17 protein-coding genes are annotated in these 18,236 nt (G+C 40.4%); 16 read left to right on the forward strand and 1 reads right to left on the reverse strand.

Annotated features, from left to right (window positions below; translation table 11 throughout):
- The first annotated feature begins 54 nt into the window (after positions 1-54).
- Positions 55-135, forward strand: a complete 81-nt coding sequence (gene spoVM, locus AC4NPH_RS14490; RefSeq protein WP_016765421.1) for a stage V sporulation protein SpoVM — start codon at positions 55-57, stop codon at positions 133-135.
- 57 nt (positions 136-192) lie between these two features.
- Here the strand turns inward: spoVM and rpmB are convergent, their stop codons facing one another.
- On the reverse strand, positions 193-381 hold the full coding sequence (gene rpmB, locus AC4NPH_RS14495) for a 50S ribosomal protein L28 (protein WP_013058914.1): 189 nt from the start codon (positions 379-381) through the stop codon (positions 193-195).
- Positions 382-695: 314 nt separating this feature from the next.
- Here rpmB and AC4NPH_RS14500 point away from each other — a divergent pair, with 314 nt between their 5' ends.
- The 15 genes from AC4NPH_RS14500 (at position 696) to AC4NPH_RS14570 (ending at position 18,231) form a co-directional block, all read left to right on the forward strand.
- Positions 696-1,058, forward strand: a complete 363-nt coding sequence (locus AC4NPH_RS14500) for an Asp23/Gls24 family envelope stress response protein (RefSeq protein WP_013058913.1) — start codon at positions 696-698, stop codon at positions 1,056-1,058.
- Between the two features lie 16 nt (positions 1,059-1,074).
- Positions 1,075-2,742: a DAK2 domain-containing protein gene (locus tag AC4NPH_RS14505; RefSeq protein WP_053487703.1), complete on the forward strand. Its 1,668-nt coding sequence runs from the start codon at positions 1,075-1,077 to the stop codon at positions 2,740-2,742.
- A 195-nt stretch (positions 2,743-2,937) separates the two neighbouring features.
- Positions 2,938-3,966, forward strand: coding sequence for a PTS sugar transporter subunit IIC (locus AC4NPH_RS14510; protein ID WP_016765419.1), 1,029 nt, complete (start codon positions 2,938-2,940; stop codon positions 3,964-3,966).
- A 212-nt stretch (positions 3,967-4,178) separates the two neighbouring features.
- Positions 4,179-4,841, forward strand: coding sequence for an L-serine ammonia-lyase, iron-sulfur-dependent subunit beta (gene sdaAB, locus AC4NPH_RS14515; protein ID WP_013058911.1), 663 nt, complete (start codon positions 4,179-4,181; stop codon positions 4,839-4,841).
- Positions 4,842-4,939: 98 nt separating this feature from the next.
- A complete protein-coding gene (gene sdaAA, locus AC4NPH_RS14520) occupies positions 4,940-5,827 on the forward strand; it encodes an L-serine ammonia-lyase, iron-sulfur-dependent, subunit alpha (protein ID WP_053487702.1) in 888 nt (295 codons plus the stop codon).
- Positions 5,820-7,868, forward strand: coding sequence for an ATP-dependent DNA helicase RecG (gene recG / locus AC4NPH_RS14525; RefSeq protein ID WP_063672609.1), 2,049 nt, complete (start codon positions 5,820-5,822; stop codon positions 7,866-7,868). The genes sdaAA and recG overlap by 8 nt, the downstream gene beginning before the upstream one ends.
- Positions 7,869-8,369: 501 nt before the next feature.
- Positions 8,370-8,933, forward strand: coding sequence for a transcription factor FapR (gene fapR, locus AC4NPH_RS14530; protein ID WP_013058909.1), 564 nt, complete (start codon positions 8,370-8,372; stop codon positions 8,931-8,933).
- A gap of 20 nt (positions 8,934-8,953) precedes the next feature.
- Positions 8,954-9,958: a phosphate acyltransferase PlsX gene (gene plsX / locus AC4NPH_RS14535; RefSeq protein ID WP_028410795.1), complete on the forward strand. Its 1,005-nt coding sequence runs from the start codon at positions 8,954-8,956 to the stop codon at positions 9,956-9,958.
- Between the two features lie 3 nt (positions 9,959-9,961).
- The gene (gene fabD, locus AC4NPH_RS14540; RefSeq protein WP_098314816.1) at positions 9,962-10,906 is read left to right on the forward strand and encodes an ACP S-malonyltransferase; all 945 of its coding nucleotides are present in this window, start codon (positions 9,962-9,964) and stop codon (positions 10,904-10,906) included.
- Position 10,907: 1 nt separating this feature from the next.
- A complete protein-coding gene (fabG, locus tag AC4NPH_RS14545; protein ID WP_013058906.1) occupies positions 10,908-11,648 on the forward strand; it encodes a 3-oxoacyl-[acyl-carrier-protein] reductase in 741 nt (246 codons plus the stop codon).
- A 138-nt stretch (positions 11,649-11,786) separates the two neighbouring features.
- The gene (acpP, locus tag AC4NPH_RS14550; protein WP_013058905.1) at positions 11,787-12,020 is read left to right on the forward strand and encodes an acyl carrier protein; all 234 of its coding nucleotides are present in this window, start codon (positions 11,787-11,789) and stop codon (positions 12,018-12,020) included.
- A gap of 179 nt (positions 12,021-12,199) precedes the next feature.
- Positions 12,200-12,946, forward strand: coding sequence for a ribonuclease III (gene rnc / locus AC4NPH_RS14555; RefSeq protein WP_013058904.1), 747 nt, complete (start codon positions 12,200-12,202; stop codon positions 12,944-12,946).
- Positions 12,947-13,023: 77 nt separating this feature from the next.
- Positions 13,024-16,584, forward strand: a complete 3,561-nt coding sequence (gene smc / locus AC4NPH_RS14560) for a chromosome segregation protein SMC (protein WP_491938792.1) — start codon at positions 13,024-13,026, stop codon at positions 16,582-16,584.
- 25 nt (positions 16,585-16,609) lie between these two features.
- The gene (ftsY, locus tag AC4NPH_RS14565) at positions 16,610-17,608 is read left to right on the forward strand and encodes a signal recognition particle-docking protein FtsY (RefSeq protein WP_013058902.1); all 999 of its coding nucleotides are present in this window, start codon (positions 16,610-16,612) and stop codon (positions 17,606-17,608) included.
- Positions 17,609-17,898: 290 nt separating this feature from the next.
- The gene (locus AC4NPH_RS14570) at positions 17,899-18,231 is read left to right on the forward strand and encodes a putative DNA-binding protein (protein ID WP_013058901.1); all 333 of its coding nucleotides are present in this window, start codon (positions 17,899-17,901) and stop codon (positions 18,229-18,231) included.
- Positions 18,232-18,236 lie beyond the last annotated feature (5 nt).

The raw sequence follows: 18,236 nt of genomic DNA on the forward strand, positions 1-18,236 counted from the left end.
CATAGGGCTTTCTTTAAAAGGAGATAAAGTGTGGAGACGGTTAGGAGGGACAGTATGAAATTCTATACAATCAAACTTCCAAAGTTTTTAGGTGGCATCGTAAAGGTCATGCTTAATTCGTTCAAAAAAGATTAACAACGCCGGAATAATAAAAGAAGCACCATAAAATATGGTGCTTTTTCATTATAAAGATTAAACGCGTTGAACTTTACCAGACTTAAGGGCTCTAGCTGAAACGTACACACGTTTTGGTTTACCGTTCACTAAGATACGTACTTTTTGAACGTTAGCACCCCATTTACGCTTAGTAGCGTTCATTGCGTGAGAACGTGCGTTACCTGAACGAGCTTTTCTACCAGTTACTACACATTTGCGTGCCATGATTTTCCCTCCTAACACCAAAAAAACTACTCAATTCTGTTTTGAGAAATACTATATTAATTTATCACAGCCTTACAGAGAATGCAATAGTTCTGGAGAAAAGCTTTCAAGAAATTTTCCTTGACATATAAAATGAATCTATGTTCAATAATATAGAGAGTAGAAATAGGTATAACCTGGGCTATTACTTATTTTAAGATAAGTTGATACCTAATACTGTCATCTTTAAAAGGGACAAGCTGGACGCCTCTTTTAAAACGAGATTGATTATAGTAGAATATTTATAACCTATGAAAGTAGAAAGGGGAACGAGTATGTCCATCGAAATGAAAACGAAATATGGTCAAATTGATATCTCTACAGATGTAATTGCCACAATTGCTGGAGGAGCAGCTGTTGATTGTTACGGGATTGTCGGAATGGCTTCAAAAAATCAGCTTAAAGATGGTCTTACAGAAATTCTTCGCAAAGAAAACTTTACACGAGGTATTGTGGTAAGACAAGAAGAGGATGACGTACATATCGACATGTACATTATCGTAAGCTATGGAACAAAAATTTCTGAAATTGCTCATAATGTGCAAACAAAAGTAAAATACACACTGGAACAAACGGTTGGTTTAACGGTTGATTCAGTAAATATTTATGTGCAGGGTGTTCGTGTAACGAACGTTTAATTAAGGAGGAAGATTCGTGTCAATGACAACGTTGGACGGAAAGCGGTTTAGAGAAATGGTGCTTCAAGGAGCCCAGCATCTATCTAACAATGCAGATTATGTAGATGCGCTGAACGTTTTTCCTGTACCAGATGGTGATACTGGAACAAATATGAACTTATCGATTACGTCTGGTGCTAAAGAAGTGAAAAATAAACTATCTGATCACATCGGCCAAGTGAGTCAAGCTTTGTCTAAGGGCTTATTGATGGGGGCGCGCGGTAATTCAGGAGTTATTTTATCTCAATTATTCCGCGGTTTTGCGAAATCGGTTGAGCAAAAGTCAGCGATTACAACAGTTGAGTTTGCTGAAGCTCTTGAGCTTGGGGTAGAAACTGCTTATAAAGCTGTTATGAAACCAATCGAAGGAACTATTTTAACAGTAGCTAAGGATACTGCTAAAAAAGCAGCGGCTGTTGCTAAAAAGCAATCTGATATGATTCTGTTCATGGAAGAAGTACTTAAGGAAGCTAATGCTTCGTTAAATCGCACGCCAGATCTTTTACCCGTGTTAAAAGAAGTAGGCGTAGTGGATAGCGGAGGCCAAGGGCTTGTTTTAATTTATGAAGGGTTTTTAGCTGAATTAAAAGGTGAAAAACTTCCGGGTGTACCCATGTCAGCTCCTTCGATGAATGAACTCGTAAATGCTGAGCATCATAAGCATGCGCAAAGCCATATGAATACAGAAGATATTGAATTTGGCTATTGTACAGAATTTATGGTAAGGCTGGAAGAGGATAAGCCTGCAGCTAAAACATTTTCTGAAGAAACGTTTCGTCAAGACTTAAGTAAATGGGGCGACTCATTGCTTGTAGTATCTGATGATGAAATCGTGAAAGTTCATATTCACGCTGAGCATCCTGGAGAAGTGTTAAACTACGGGCAGCAATATGGAAGTTTAATTAAAATGAAGATTGAAAACATGAGAGAACAGCATAGCAGCATTGTTTCAGGTGAAGAAAAGCCTGCAGTAAAAAATGCTGAAAAACAGCCCTTTGGCATTGTTACTGTGTCAATGGGAAAAGGAATTGCTGAATTGTTCAAGAGCCTTGGGGCAACGGTTGTCATTGAAGGCGGACAAACAATGAATCCAAGTACGGAGGATATTGTCAAAGCGATTCAAGAAACAAATGCTGAACAGGTACTGATTTTACCTAATAACGGAAATATTGTGATGGCTGCTAACCAAGCGGCTGCTGTTGCCGGCAGTCACGTTTCGGTTGTCCCGTCTAAAACGGTTCCTCAAGGAATGACAGCGCTGCTATCATTTAATCCTCAGCAAAGCTTAAAAGAAAACGAGGAAGTAATGACAGAAGCTCTACAGCACGTGAAAACAGGACAAGTAACGTATGCAGTTCGCGATACAAATATTGATGGTCTTGAATTAGCTAAAGGCGATTTTATGGGTATTGCCGAAAAGAAAATCGTCGTAAAAGATTCAGAGAAATTAGAAGCAGCGAAAAAGCTTTTGACTTATATGATTGATGACGAAGCGGAAATCCTTACGATTCTTCAAGGAGAGGATGTCTCAGATGATGAAGCTGAAGCGCTAACATCGTTTGTAGAAGAAACGTTTGAAGAAGTTGAGGTAGAGCTTCATAAAGGAGATCAACCTTTATATTCTTACATTTTTGCAATTGAATAACAAAAAAAGAAGCATCCCTCCTGAGGGGTGCTTCTTTTTTGTGTTTTTTAAGTTAAATACGAACTATTTTACTTTTAAATGTTGTAATTGTTCGGTATGTTAGGTATATTAGTTGAAAAGAACCCGTTTGTATGGTAGTTTTGAAAACTGATTGAGTCAAATGTGAAAGAAAACAGCATGAGAGGAGAGACAACAGTGGATATTTTAAAAGGAACAGGTTTATTATTATTAGTTTTATTTTTATTTTGGTTGTTTAGCAACAAGGCACCTTATGGCATGAAAGCAATGGGGGCTCTGGCAAGCGGAGCGGTAGCTGCGTTTCTCGTAGAGGCCTTTCAGTCATATGTAGGAGGAGATTTACTAGGTATTTCATTCCTAGGTGAAGTAGGAAAGGCTGCAGGAGGAATGGGAGGAGTTGCGGCGGCAGCACTAGTTGCTTTGGCGTTAGGAGTATCTCCTGTATATGCTCTTATGATGGGGGTGGTGTGTTCAGGGCTAGGCTTGCTCCCTGGATTTTTTGCGGGATACCTCATGGCATTTGTAGTGAAATTTATTGAGAAAAAGGCACCTGCTGGTCTAGACTTATTAGGCAACATCTTAATTGCAGCACCTTTAACAAGATTAATTGGTAATGCATTCTCACCTATTGTAGATGCGACGCTTTTAAATATTGGAGGAATTATCAAAGATACAACAAGTGCTAGCCCTATTTTGATGGGAATTATTTTAGGGGGAGTGATTACAGTAGTAGCAACGGCTCCGCTTAGCTCAATGGCTTTAACGGCTATGCTAGGGTTAACGGGATTGCCTATGGCGATTGGAGCTCTTGCTGTGTTTGGTTCTTCTTTCATGAACTATGTGCTGTTTGATCGATTAAAAATTGGGGATCGTCGTACAACTATTTCAGTTGCAGTTGAACCTTTAACACAAGCGAATATTATTTCAGCAAATCCGATTCCTATCTACATTACAAACTTTGTTGGAGGTGCACTAGCCGGTGTAGTTGTGGCTCTGTTCGGATTGGTAAATGATGCTGCAGGCACGGCAACGCCAATCGCAGGACTTGCAGTGATGTTTGGGTTTAATGACCCTATGAAGGTCACAATTTGTGCAGTACTTTGCGCACTAGCGGGAGCATTAGCTGGGTTTATAGGTTCAGTTGTTTTTAAAAACTTTAAAATTAAAACAGTAGACGATGTAGCTTCCGAGCAAGAAGCAGCTTAAGTAATTCATCTTTTCCTGCATAATATAGCAAAAAAAGCGGTGTGCTTATCTTATTTTTATGGATAAATACACCGCTTTTTTTATGCGTGAATCCCTAATAAAAATGAGAATTTTTAAATTTTTTAAGAGCGTGAAACAAAGCTTCCAAAAAGTCAAAAGCTCAAGTAACATATAAGTAATAACAATGTCTAAATAGCAGGGGGAAAATCCTTATGAAATATAAATCTGTCTTTGATATTATTGGTCCGGTAATGATTGGACCATCTAGCTCACATACAGCTGGTGCAGCGCGTATTGGACGCGTTGCCCGAACGCTTTTTGGCAAGCAGCCCACAAAAGTTGTGGTTTCACTGTACGGTTCTTTTGCTCAAACGTATAAAGGGCACGGAACAGACGTAGCGCTGATTGGCGGTATTTTAGATTTTGATACGTTCGACCAGCGTATTCCGCAATCTTTGGACTTAGCTAAAAAAGAAGGAATGGACGTCACATTTGTTGAGGAAGCGGCAATCACAGATCATCCGAATACTGCTCGCATCAAAATGAGCGACGGATTAAAGGAAATTGAAGTTGTTGGAATTTCAATTGGCGGAGGGAAAATTCAAATTACGGAGCTGAACGGATTTGAATTAAATTTATCAGGCATGAATCCAGCTATTCTCGTTGTGCATAATGACCGATTTGGTGCCATTGCGACCGTTACGAATATTTTGATGAAACACTCAATTAATATCGGACATATGGAAGTATCTCGCAAAGAGCGCGGAGAAGTAGCGCTCATGGCAATTGAAATGGACACGAATATTGAAGATGATGTAATTGAAGAGTTAAAAACATTGCCTCACATTATTCAAGTAACAAGAATGGTTGAGTAGGATAGAGCGAATAGGACCGGCTTGAGAGAATAACTGGGGCCGAGTGATTATAGATGATTCTAAAGTGAAAATAAGACAGAATGATAGCGGAGGTTACTATGTTTCGAAACGTAGCAGAACTAGTAGAATTAGCAGAAAGTCAAAATGTAAAAATTGCAGAGATTATGATTCAACAGGAAATAGATATCACAGGAGTTACTCGTGAAGAAATCATGGGAAAAATGGACCGGAACTTAACGGTTATGGAAGAAGCGGTTGAACGCGGTTTAAAAGGGGTACAGTCTGTTACAGGTTTAACAGGCGGAGATGCAGTGCTGCTTCAAAACTATATTCAAAGTGGAAAATCTTTATCTGGAAATTTAATTTTAGATGCAGTCAGCAAAGCTGTAGCGACAAACGAAGTAAATGCGGCAATGGGGACAATCTGTGCAACACCTACTGCTGGATCTGCGGGAGTAGTGCCAGGAACGCTGTTTGCAGTGCAAAATAAGCTAAACCCAACTCGTAAAGAAATGATTGAATTTTTATTTACATCAGGTGCTTTTGGGTTTGTTGTAGCCAATAATGCGTCTATTTCAGGAGCAGCAGGCGGATGTCAAGCAGAAGTTGGTTCAGCTTCAGGTATGGCAGCTGCAGCGATTGTTGAAATGGCAGGAGGTACACCGAGTCAGGCAGCTGAAGCAATGGCAATTACTCTCAAAAATATGCTAGGATTAGTATGTGACCCAGTAGCGGGGCTAGTAGAAGTTCCATGTGTGAAACGAAACGCAATGGGAGCGGCGAATGCAATGATTGCAGCAGATATGGCCTTAGCAGGCATTACAAGTCGTATTCCATGTGATGAAGTCATTGATGCTATGTATAAAATTGGTCAAACAATGCCGGTTGCATTACGAGAAACTGCACAAGGAGGCTTAGCGGCAACACCAACAGGTCGCGAGCTTGAAGCGAAGATCTTTGGTATTGCATTAAATAAAAGTGAATGAACTAACAACTATTTCAATTAAAGCCATTAAAGGTATTGGAGAGGAAACAGCACAAGCATTAGAGGATATGCATATTCACAGTGTGCATGACTTGTTAGAACATTTCCCATACCGCTATGAAGATTATGAGTTAAAAGATTTGGCTGAAGCAAAGCATGACGAAAAGGTCACCGTAGAAGGAAAGGTTCACAGCGTCCCCTCGCTTACGTATTACGGAAAAAAACGTTCGCGCCTTACGTTTCGGCTGCTAGTAAACCGCTATTTGATTACGGTTACTTGTTTTAATCGCCCTTACTATAAATCAAAGTTAGAAATCGATCAAACTGTTACGGTTACGGGGAAATGGGATCAGCATCGGCAAACGATTAACTTGCAGGAGCTTCAATTTTCTCCGTTTGTTAAAAATCAAACGATTGAGCCTGTTTACTCAGTTAAAGGCAGCTTAACGGTCAAAGGAATGAGGAAGTTCGTCTCTCTTGCGTTGAAGAATTATGGCAGTAGCATTCAGGATATGCTCCCGGCCTCTATTCGTTCTAGATACAAACTAGTAACGCGTGAAGAAGCGGTTAGAAGTATTCACTTACCTCGTGATCATGAAGATTTAAAACAAGCAAGACGTCGATTTGTCTATGAAGAATTTCTACTTTTTCAATTAAAAATGCAGGCGCTTAGAAAGCGCGAAAGAGAAGAAACGCCTGGAATGAAGCAAGTATTTGATTCAACTGAGCTGGTAAACTTCACGAACTTGCTGCCGTTTCCGTTAACAAACGCTCAAAAACGTGTAGTAAACGAAATTACGCACGATATGAAATCGCCTTATCGCATGAATCGCTTGCTGCAAGGTGATGTAGGGTCAGGTAAAACAGTCGTAGCAGCGGTTGCTTTATACGCTACTGTTTTAGCAGGGCATCAAGGTGCTTTAATGGTACCGACTGAAATTTTAGCTGAACAGCATGCTGAGTCATTGACTGCGATGCTTGAAAAGGTAGGAATCGGCGTAGGCTTGCTAACAGGGTCTGTTAAAGGAAAAGCAAGAAGAGAGCTGCTTCAGCGAGTGAAAGACGGAGATGTTCATGTATTAGTAGGTACACATGCCTTAATTCAAGACGAAGTTATATATAATAGTTTAGGGCTCGTCATTACGGATGAACAGCACCGCTTTGGAGTTGGGCAGCGCCGGGTTTTACGTGAAAAAGGAGAGAGTCCGGATGTACTGTTTATGACGGCGACTCCTATTCCAAGAACCCTTGCTATTACGGTGTTTGGGGAAATGGATGTGTCCATTATTGATGAAATGCCAGCAGGACGTAAGGCAATTGAAACATACTGGGTAAAACATGATATGCTTGAACGTATTTTACATTTCGTTGAAAAAGAAATACATGACGGCAGACAAGCTTACGTTATTTGTCCGTTGATTGAAGAATCGGACAAGCTGGATGTTCAAAATGCAATTGATGTACATGCAACACTCACTCACTATTTTAATGGAAAAGCAAGCGTTGGTCTCATGCACGGAAGATTGTCACCTGATGAAAAAGAAGAAGTGATGAAACAGTTTAGCGTAAATGACGTGCAGATTTTAGTATCAACAACGGTTGTAGAAGTAGGAGTGAACGTTCCGAATGCAACCGTGATGGTCATTTATGATGCAGAGCGCTTTGGGTTATCTCAGCTTCATCAGCTAAGAGGACGCGTAGGACGAGGAGATGCACAGTCGTATTGTATTCTGCTCGCGGATCCAAAATCAGAAGTTGGAAAAGAACGAATGACCATTATGACGGAAACAAACGATGGATTTGTATTATCAGAAAGAGACTTAGAGCTTCGTGGACCTGGTGATTTCTTTGGTAGAAAACAAAGCGGGATGCCTGAGTTTAAAGTAGCCGATATGGTGCACGATTACCGTGCGCTTGAAGTAGCTCGAGAAGATGCTGCTAAGCTTGTAAATTCCGACAGCTTTTGGACAGAAGATCAGTTTGCACTGCTGAGAATACAACTAGAAGCAACGGGCGTATTAACTGGAGAAAAATTTGATTAGTAAAAGAGACTGAAACAAAGTATTTTAGTTGAAGGAAAATCCGAACGATCAATCGTTCGGATTTTTTTCATTGTGATGATGAACGTAGATTTCATGTATGTGATGGGTATGCAGGTGCTTTTAACTGTTGAGTGAAGGGCAAGGCACTCCTGCGGGGAAAGCGGAATAGATGAGACCCCGCAGAAGCGTAAGGGACGAGGAGGATCACCGGCCGGCCGCGGAAAGCAAAGTCTTGCACGGAAATCAGCAGCGGTGTAACAAGCAATCTATACGAGCTCCTTTATCCCATTTGTTCATCTTTAGATTGAAGTGATCTAGTTATGTCTCAATCTCTTTTCGTCTATAAAGATAAAAAGCGGCTTAGAGTGAAAGAGTTAGCGGCTGGTGGCCATTAATACTACGTTAATGCGCAGAATCCAGCATGTGAAAAATGTTGCAATTAGAAGGTAATGATTATATACTGCTATTAGTACCTAGTATTAAAAGTTCGGATGGTGGAGAATGAAGCGCAGTAAAAAAGAAAGACAGCAGCTATTAAAAACGACAATTGAAGAAAACCCATTTATTACGGATGAAGAACTAGCAGACCGTTTTTCAGTGAGCGTTCAAACAATTCGATTAGACCGCCTAGAGTTGTCGATTCCTGAACTGCGAGAACGCATTAAGCATGTAGCTTCAAAACAACTAGACGAGGAAGTGCGTTCGCTTCCGATTGAAGAAGTAATTGGAGAAGTTATCGACATTGAACTAGATCAATCAGCGATATCTATTTTTGATGTGAAAACAGAGCATGTGTTTCAGCGTAATCAAATTGCTCGTGGTCACCACCTTTTTGCGCAAGCTAATTCGTTAGCTGTCGCTGTTATTAACAACGAACTAGCGCTCACAGCAGATGCGTCGATCCGTTATCATCGCCCTGTTAAGCTTCATGAACGAGTGATAGCAAAAGCGAAAGTTCTGTCAACTAGTGAAGTGCGAACCACCGTTGAGGTAAACAGCTATGTAGGGCAAGAGCAAGTGTTCTCTGGCACTTTTAAAATGTATCGTTCTACAAAGGATAAATAATAAAAAGGATGAGACGCAACATGAAACTAGCTATTGATGCAATGGGCGGAGATCATGCACCGAAAGCCATTATTGAAGGTGTAGAAAAAGCTACTGCTCAATTTAAAGAATTACATATTACGTTAATTGGAAACGAATCAGAAATAAAAAAGTATTTAACAAATTCAGATCGTATTTCGATTATTCATACAGAAGAAACCATTGATGCAACTGATGAGCCAGTGCGAGCTGTGCGCCGTAAAAAACAAGCATCTATGGTATTAATGGCAAATGAAGTAGCCGAAGGTCGTGCGGATGCTTGTATTTCAGCAGGAAATACAGGGGCGTTAATGACAGCGGGACTTTTTATTGTAGGTCGTATCAAAGGCATTGAACGTCCAGCACTTGCTCCGACGCTTCCGACACTAGATGGAAAAGGCTTTTTAATGCTAGACGTTGGTGCAAACGTTGATGCCAAGCCTGAACATTTGCTCCAGTATGCTGTGATGGGGTCTGTGTATGCCGAAAAAGTACGCGGCATTCAAGCTCCTAGAGTGGGGCTGCTGAACATTGGAACTGAGGATAAAAAAGGAAATGATTTAACAAAGCAAGCCTTTCAGCTGCTAAAGAATGCTGATCTCAATTTTGTAGGCAACGTGGAATCCCGTGATTTGCTAAACGGCGTAGCGGATGTGGTTGTAACAGATGGTTTTACAGGGAATATGACTCTTAAGAGCATTGAAGGAACGGCGCTTTCCTTGTTTTCTATGATTAAACAAGAATTAATGAGCACGTTAAAAAGCAAGTTAGCCGCAGCGGTGCTAAAGCCTCAGCTGCAGGGCTTAAAAGCGAAAATGGATTACAGTGAATATGGAGGAGCAGGGCTGTTTGGATTGCATGCGCCTGTTATCAAAGCGCACGGTTCGTCGGATGCGAATGCAGTATTTAGCGCGATTAAGCAAGCTGTGAATATGGTGGAAAACAATGTGTCTTCCACTATTCAAAAAGCAATCGAACAAACTGCTAATGAAGAAAAGGAGAGATAAGAAATGGGGAAAATTGCTTTTATCTTTCCAGGCCAAGGGTCACAAACTGTTGGTATGGGAAAAGATTTATATGATGGAACAGAGGAAGCGAAAAAGCTGATTCATACAGCTGACGAAGCTTTAGGGTTCAGTCTTTCAAACATTATTTTTGAAGGGCCTCAAGAAGAATTGACTTTAACTTATCACGCTCAACCTGCTCTTTTAACAACGAGTACAATGCTGCTTGAAGCATTTAAAACGAGCGGAATTACACCCGATTTTGTTGCGGGTCACAGTCTAGGAGAATACAGTGCGCTTGTGGCTGCTGAGGTTTTATCGTTTAAAGATGCCGTTGTTGCTGTTCACAAAAGAGGTCGCTATATGGACGAGGCTGTACCAGCAGGTCAAGGTACAATGGCAGCAGTGCTTGGCATGTCAGCGGAAGATCTAGAAGCCGTTACCGCTCAAATTACAAGCGAAGGCGACGCTGTTCAGCTTGCAAATATTAACTGTCCGGGTCAAATTGTTATTTCTGGTACGGTAAATGGCGTAGAAAAAGCAGGAGCTCTTGCCAAAGAAAAAGGTGCAAAACGCGTGATTCCTCTAGTGGTAAGCGGTCCGTTCCACTCTAGTTTAATGAAGCCAGCTGCTGAAAAACTACGTGATACGCTAGAAACAGTGGGCTTTAGCGATGCGAAGGTTCCAGTTATAGCAAACGTAACAGCAAAGCCGGTTACTGACAGTCAAGATATTCAAAACAAGCTAGTGGAACAACTGCATTCTCCAGTGAGATGGGAAGAAACAGTTGAAACACTTCTTGCAGAAGGTGTAGATACATTTGTTGAAATTGGACCAGGAAAAGTATTATCAGGTCTTGTGAAAAAAGTAAATCGCCGTGCGACTGTGTATGCTGTTAATGATCTTACATCATTAAAATCAACGATTGACGCACTAAAAGGGGGAGAATAACATGTTACAAGGGAAAGTTGCGGTTGTAACAGGCGCTTCTCGCGGAATTGGTCGTGCCGTTGCAATTGAGCTGGGAAAGCTTGGTGCTAAAGTAGTTGTAAACTATTCTGGCAGCGAAGCGAAAGCTCTTGAAGTTGTGGATGAAATTAAAGGATTAGGAACGGATGCAATTGCTGTACAAGCAAATGTGGCAGAAAGTGATTCTGTACAAGCAATGATAAAAGAAGCGATTTCTACATTTGGTTCAGTAGATATTTTAGTGAACAACGCGGGCATCACACGTGATAATCTTCTTATGCGTATGAAAGAAGACGAATGGGATGATGTTATTAATACAAACTTAAAAGGCGTATTTTTGTGTACAAAAGCGGTTACTCGTCAAATGATGAAGCAGCGCGCAGGACGTATCATTAATATTTCATCAATTGTCGGCGTCAGCGGTAATGCTGGACAAGCAAATTATGTAGCAGCAAAATCAGGCGTGATTGGTTTAACAAAAACAACTGCCAAAGAATTAGCAAGCCGCAATATTACAGTGAATGCAGTTGCTCCTGGTTTCATTGCAACAGACATGACGGATAAATTGAATGAAGAAGTGCAGGCGGAAATGTTAAAGCAAATTCCTCTTGCAAGCTTCGGCCAGCCTGAGGATGTTGCGAACGCAGTTGCGTTTTTAGCATCAGATGCAAGCCGTTATATTACGGGTCAAACGATTCACGTTGACGGCGGAATGGTGATGTAAAAAATGCACTTTACGAAAAGTGTAATTTGGTGATAAAGTACAAAGGGACGTTTACTAGGCGACCGATAAACTTTATTATTCAACCATAGTATTTTAGATGGAAATCATCTATAATGACTTGAGGGGAGGTGAAGAACAATGGCAGAGGTACTAGAACGCGTAACAACAATCATTGTTGATCGTCTTGGTGTAGACAAAAGTGAAGTGAAACTAGAATCTAGTTTCAAAGAAGACTTAGGTGCTGACTCTCTAGACGTAGTTGAATTTGTAATGGAGCTTGAAGAGGAATTTGATATCGAAATTTCTGACGAAGAAGCTGAAAAAATTTCAACTGTAGGAGATGCAGTTAATTACATACAGAGCCAAATTTAATCTGTAGTATATGTATGAAAAGCCCCGTTAAACAGCGGGGCTTTCTCTTCTTTTTAAGAATTTCAAAAAAAGACCTCTTTTTTTGAAAAGGTAGTGTATCTTTTAGGATACCTCGTTTTATAATGAGAGATGTTAGGAAAAACTACGAAACAATTGAAGCATGTCAGCGGAGGTATTTTATGCCTAAACAATATTCAAATCGAGATCGAAAGATGAACGTGAAATTCAAGCAAAATTTTGCAGAGTTTCAAAAGGAAATTGGTATTCAGTTTACAAATGAAGCGCTTCTTTTTCAAGCATTTACACATTCATCCTATGTGAATGAGCATCGCAGAAGACCGTATGAAGACAATGAGCGTCTTGAGTTTTTAGGAGATGCCGTATTAGAGCTAACCGTATCACAATTTTTATTTAAAAAGTATCCAACGATGAGTGAAGGTGAGTTAACGAAGCTTCGTGCAGCAGTTGTGTGCGAACCGTCGCTTGTTACTTTTGCAAATGAAATGGATTTTGGTAAACTAGTGTTACTTGGAAAAGGTGAAGAGATGACCGGCGGCCGATCTAGACCGGCTTTACTGGCCGATGTGTTTGAAGCATTTATCGGAGCTCTTTATTTAGACCAAGGGCTTGATACGGTAGTAACGATTCTAAAAAAAGTTGTCTTTCCAAAAATTAATGAAGGTGCTTTTTCTCATGTGATGGATTTCAAAAGCCAGCTTCAAGAAGTGATTCAACGTGATGGAGTTGGACAATTAGAATACAAAGTTTTGCAAGAAAAAGGTCCAGCGCATAATCGCGAATTCTTATCTCGCGTATCGTTAAATGGTGAAGAGCTCGGCGTTGGTGTAGGCCGTTCGAAAAAAGAAGCAGAGCAAAAAGCAGCTCAAGTAGCTATTACGAAAATTAGAGCAAGTCAAACGAAATAAAATGATCCCCCTCTTAACGTATTCGTTATAAAGGGGGATTTGCTATGAAAAGATTACAAGTGTGAGGGGGGATTTCTATGTTCCTCAAACGATTAGATATTGCAGGATTCAAATCGTTTGCAGAAAAAGTATCGATAGATTTTGTGCCAGGTGTAACGGCGGTAGTAGGACCGAATGGAAGCGGAAAAAGCAACATTACGGATGCCATACGCTGGGTGCTTGGAGAACAATCAGCCAAATCGCTTCGTGGAGGGAAAATGGAGGACATTATTTTTGCAGGAAGCGAATCGCGCCGTGCTGTAAATGTTGCTGACGTAACGCTTACGTTGGAAAATGATGACCAGTTTCTCCCGCTTGACTATCATGAAGTTAGTATTACAAGGCGCGTGTACCGCTCAGGAGACAGTGAATTTTTTATTAACAACCAGCCGTGCCGCTTGAAAGATATTGTCGATTTATTTATGGATTCAGGACTTGGAAGAGAAGCTTTTTCGATTATCAGTCAAGGAAAAGTAGAAGAAGTACTAAGCAGTAAATCTGACGAGCGCCGTAAAATTTTTGAAGAAGCAGCAGGTGTATTAAAATACAAAACGCGTAAACGAAAAGCGGAGCTTCGACTTCTTGAAACGCAAGAAAATTTAAATCGAGTGGTAGATATTCTTCATGAAATTGAAGGTCAGTTAGAGCCTTTACAGATTCAATCGTCTATTGCAAAAGATTATTTGCAGAAAAAAGAAGAATTAGAGCACATTGATGTGGCTGTTACGGTATTTGAAGTTGAAGATCTTCATCAGAAATGGGAAAAATTAAAAGCTGAAATGGCTCAGCACGAGCAGCTTGAAGAATCTCTCGCGACGAATATTCGCACGCGTGAAGGAGAAATCCAGACCCTTCGTTTGCACATTCAGCAAATAGATGAACAACTAGACTCTTTACATAAAAAACTACTATATGTAAGTGAAGAAGTAGAAAAGCTAGAAGGCAAAAAAGAAGTATTAAAAGAGCGTAAGAAAAATGCCTTTCAAAATAAAGAGCAGCTGGAACGTTTAGTAAAAGAGTATACTCATAAGCATCAAGAGCTAAGTAAAGCAAAAGACAGCGAAGGAAAAGATCTTGAGCAATCTCAAAAAGAAGTACAAGAGATACGTCTGAAGCTTACTGAGCAGGAACAACTGTTCAGGCAGTACAGCGAGAATCTAGAAGAAAAACTTGAACAGATGAAAAGCGAGTATTTTGAATTAGCGAACGCTCAGACATCCGCCCGAAATGAAATTTCATTTTTAGAGCAGCAAAAATTGCAAACGTTTGAAAAAGAGCAGCGTTTAACAAAATCCAACGAGCAATACGTAGAACAGCGCCGTGAATTAACGCAGCGAAAAGAAGCGGCGATCAAAAGGCTTGCTCAGTTTCGTCAAGAGCTTCAGCAAGCTGTACAAGTGTATAAGCAGCAAGGAGAGAAGCTTGAGTCATTAAGGCAAGCCTATCGTAAACAAGAGTCTACGCTTTATCAAGCTTATCAGTACGTGCAGCAGACAAAATCACGAAAAGAAATGCTTGAAGAGATGCAAGAAGACTATGAAGGTTATTTTCACGGTGTAAAAGAAGTATTAAAAGCGCGTGATGAGAAGCTTGCAGGTATTAAAGGTGCCATTGCTGAGCTAATCAATGTTCCAAAAGAGTATGAAACAGCGCTTGAAATTGCGCTTGGAGGAGCAGCTCAGCATATTGTCGTTCAAGACGAACAAAGTGCACGTCAGGCAATTGGCTTTTTGAAACAAAACGGTTACGGGAGAGCTACATTTTTACCACTGACGTCTGTAAAAGACCGCTATGTTCCGGCTCAAACTATTTCTATGCTAGAGAGTCATGAAGCGTATGTAGGAATTGCTTCATCTCTTGTTAAATACGAAGCTACCTACGAACGAGTTATTAAAAATTTGCTCGGAACTGTTATTGTTGTCAATGATTTAAAAGGTGCAAATGAACTTGCCCGTCTTGTACAGCATCGCTATCGTTTTGTGACCGTTAAAGGAGATGTCGTCAACCCCGGTGGTTCGATGACAGGCGGTTCAATGAAGCAAAAGTCCAACTCTTTGTTAGGCCGTCAGCGTGAAGTGGAAGCCATTACGGCAAAAATAGAAGAGATGGAACAAAAGACGCTTGTGCTCGAGCAAGATGTGAAAGATAAAAAGTCACAGATTGAAGAACTTCAGCAGGAAATTAATAAACAGCAGGCATTTGTGGAACGCTTGAAAGACAAAGAGCAGGAGTCTGACCGAGAAGTAAAGCAAATTGACATCGAAGAAAAAGCAGTGAATGACCGCTTGACCATGTACGATCATGATATTGCTAGCTTTAGGCAAGATCAAACGAGCTTGTCCGCTCGAATTGATGAGCTGCATACGAGTTTGCAAGGAAATCAGCAGCAGGCAAATGTGTTAGAGAAAAACATTGAAGAGTTAGCTGCACGCAAGCATACACAGCAAACGTCTAAAGAAACGGTTCAACATGAGCTTACAGAAGTAAAAGTCCTTCTTGCGAAAAAAGAACAGTTCCTCGCAAATCAGCAAGAAAAATATGAAAGAGTGTGTTTTGAGCTTGATCAAACCATTCAGCGTTTATCTGAAACTACAGATGATCTTTCTCTTTTAACGAGTGAAATCACGAGCAACGACTCGGGTGAACTTCAGCTCGAAGAAGCGGCGCATGAGCGAATAAAAGAAAAGACAGAAACGTTGAAATTAATGGATGACTGCAGATCAGAGCGGTTAAAAGCCCAGAATAAACTTGAAGACGAAGAGAGGATTGTAAAAGAGCTGCAGCGTCAGTACAAACAAATTGCGGATGCTTTAAAAGATGAAGAAGTCAAAATTAATCGAATTGACGTAGAGCTAGACAGCCGTCTGCAGCAGCTGACAGAAGAGTACGAAATTAGCTTTGAAGCAGCAAAAGAAAAGTATCCTTTAACATTAGATATTCAAGAAGCGAGGAAAAAAATCAAGCTCATTAAGTTGGCAATTGATGAATTAGGAACCGTAAACTTAGGTTCTATTGAACAATACGAACGCGTTTCAGAGCGCTATGAATTTTTAAATACGCAGCGAGCGGACCTTGACGAAGCGAAAAATACGCTGTATCAAGTGATTGAAGAAATGGACGAGGAAATGAAGAAACGTTTTTCTGATACTTTCTCTCGTATCCGCAATGAATTTGGTACAGTGTTCTCTTCACTATTTGGGGGAGGAAAAGCGGATTTGAAATTAACAGATCCGAAAGATTTATTAAATACAGGGGTGGAAATTGTTGCCCAGCCTCCTGGGAAAAAACTGCAGAATCTAGGGTTGCTGTCAGGCGGAGAGCGTTCGTTAACAGCCATTGCTCTCCTGTTTTCTATTTTGAAAGTACGTCCAGTGCCGTTTTGTGTGCTAGATGAAGTGGAAGCGGCGCTTGATGAAGCAAACGTTCATCGCTTTGCTACGTATTTACGCAAATTTAGTAATCAAACACAGTTCATTGTTATTACTCACCGAAAAGGTACAATGGAAGAAGCTGATGTACTGTACGGTGTGACGATGCAAGAACCTGGCGTATCGAAATTAGTCTCTGTTCGTTTAGAAGAATCAAAGCAATATGTTTAACTCATAGAATGAAAGGGTGGTACGAATGAGCTTTTTTAAGAAACTAAAAGAAAAAATTACAATGCAAACGGATTCTGTTACACAAAAATTTAAAGATGGACTATCAAAAACGCGCAATTCTTTTTCAGAACGCGTGAATGATCTAGTGTCTCGCTATCGTCAAGTAGACGAAGAATTTTTTGAGGAATTAGAAGAAATTTTAATTAGTGCTGATGTCGGTGTGGCTACCGTGTTAGATTTAATTGATGACTTAAAATCGGAAGTGAAACGCCGTAATATTAAGGACCCTCAAGATGTGCAGGCTGTCATCTCTGAGAAATTAATTGATATTTATGAATCTGGTGAAGAGCAGATTGGTGAACTGAATATGCAGCAAAATGATTTAACGGTGATTTTGTTTGTAGGGGTAAACGGCGTTGGGAAAACAACAACAATTGGGAAAATTGCGCATAAATTCAAACAAGAAGGCAAAAAAGTCGTAATGGCAGCAGGAGATACGTTCCGTGCCGGTGCGATTGAGCAGTTAGAAGTATGGGGAGAACGCGTTGGTGTTGATGTTATTAAGCAATCTGCAGGCTCTGACCCTGCCGCTGTCATGTATGACGCTGTTCAGTCAGCCAAGGCTCGAAAAGCAGATGTTTTACTATGTGATACAGCAGGGCGCCTTCAAAACAAAGTGAATTTAATGAAAGAATTAGAGAAAGTAAAGCGTGTTATTGAGCGAGAAATTCCTGGTGCTCCTCATGAAGTACTTCTTGTACTTGATGCGACGACGGGTCAAAACGCTTTAAGTCAGGCTAAAACATTCTCAGAAGCAACGAACGTGACGGGAATTGTGTTAACAAAACTAGATGGTACGGCTAAAGGCGGAATTGTTCTTGCCATTCGAAATGAACTGAAGCTTCCTGTTAAATTCGTTGGACTTGGAGAAAAAGTAGACGACCTTCAGCCGTTTGACACGGAGCAATATATCTATGGGTTATTTGCCAATGCTGTAGAAGAAGAAACAGAAAAAGAGGCGTAATCTAAAAAGAGGCTGGGATATAAGTATCTTAGCTGAAGAAAGATCCGAACGATTAATCGTTCGGATTTTTTTATTAGTAGGGTGGATGCAGGTTTCATACGAGCTCCCTTAACCCGTTTGTTCGTCTTTAAATTGAAGTAATTTAATCATATCTCCATCTCTTTCAAGTGGGAAAATGTGAGGTGTTAAGGAAAAAACTTGACATTCAAACCTAGCCTAGTTAAACTAATAACATGTAAAGGCTTTTCACTTAACAAGGGGGCGGTCAGATGGTTGAAAAGAGCGTGCATATGCTCGAAAAAACAACAAGAATGAATTACTTATTTGACTTCTATCAGGCGCTGTTGACGCCCAAACAAAGAAGTTATATGTCACTTTATTACTTGGATGATTATTCCCTCGGTGAAATAGCGGAAGAATTTGATGTGAGTCGTCAAGCAGTTTATGATAATATAAAACGTACAGAGCAAATGCTTGAACAATATGAGGAAAAGCTATTGTTATTTCAACGGTTTCAAGAGCGTCAATCAATTGTTCAACAACTGAAAGACGAACTTGCAGCTGACTTAAACAAGAACAGTAAGCTTTCTTCTCTTCTTGATTCGCTCGAGAAATTAGATTAGGGGGC

It is taken from the genome of Priestia sp. MDV22-iso46 (assembly GCF_058629175.1).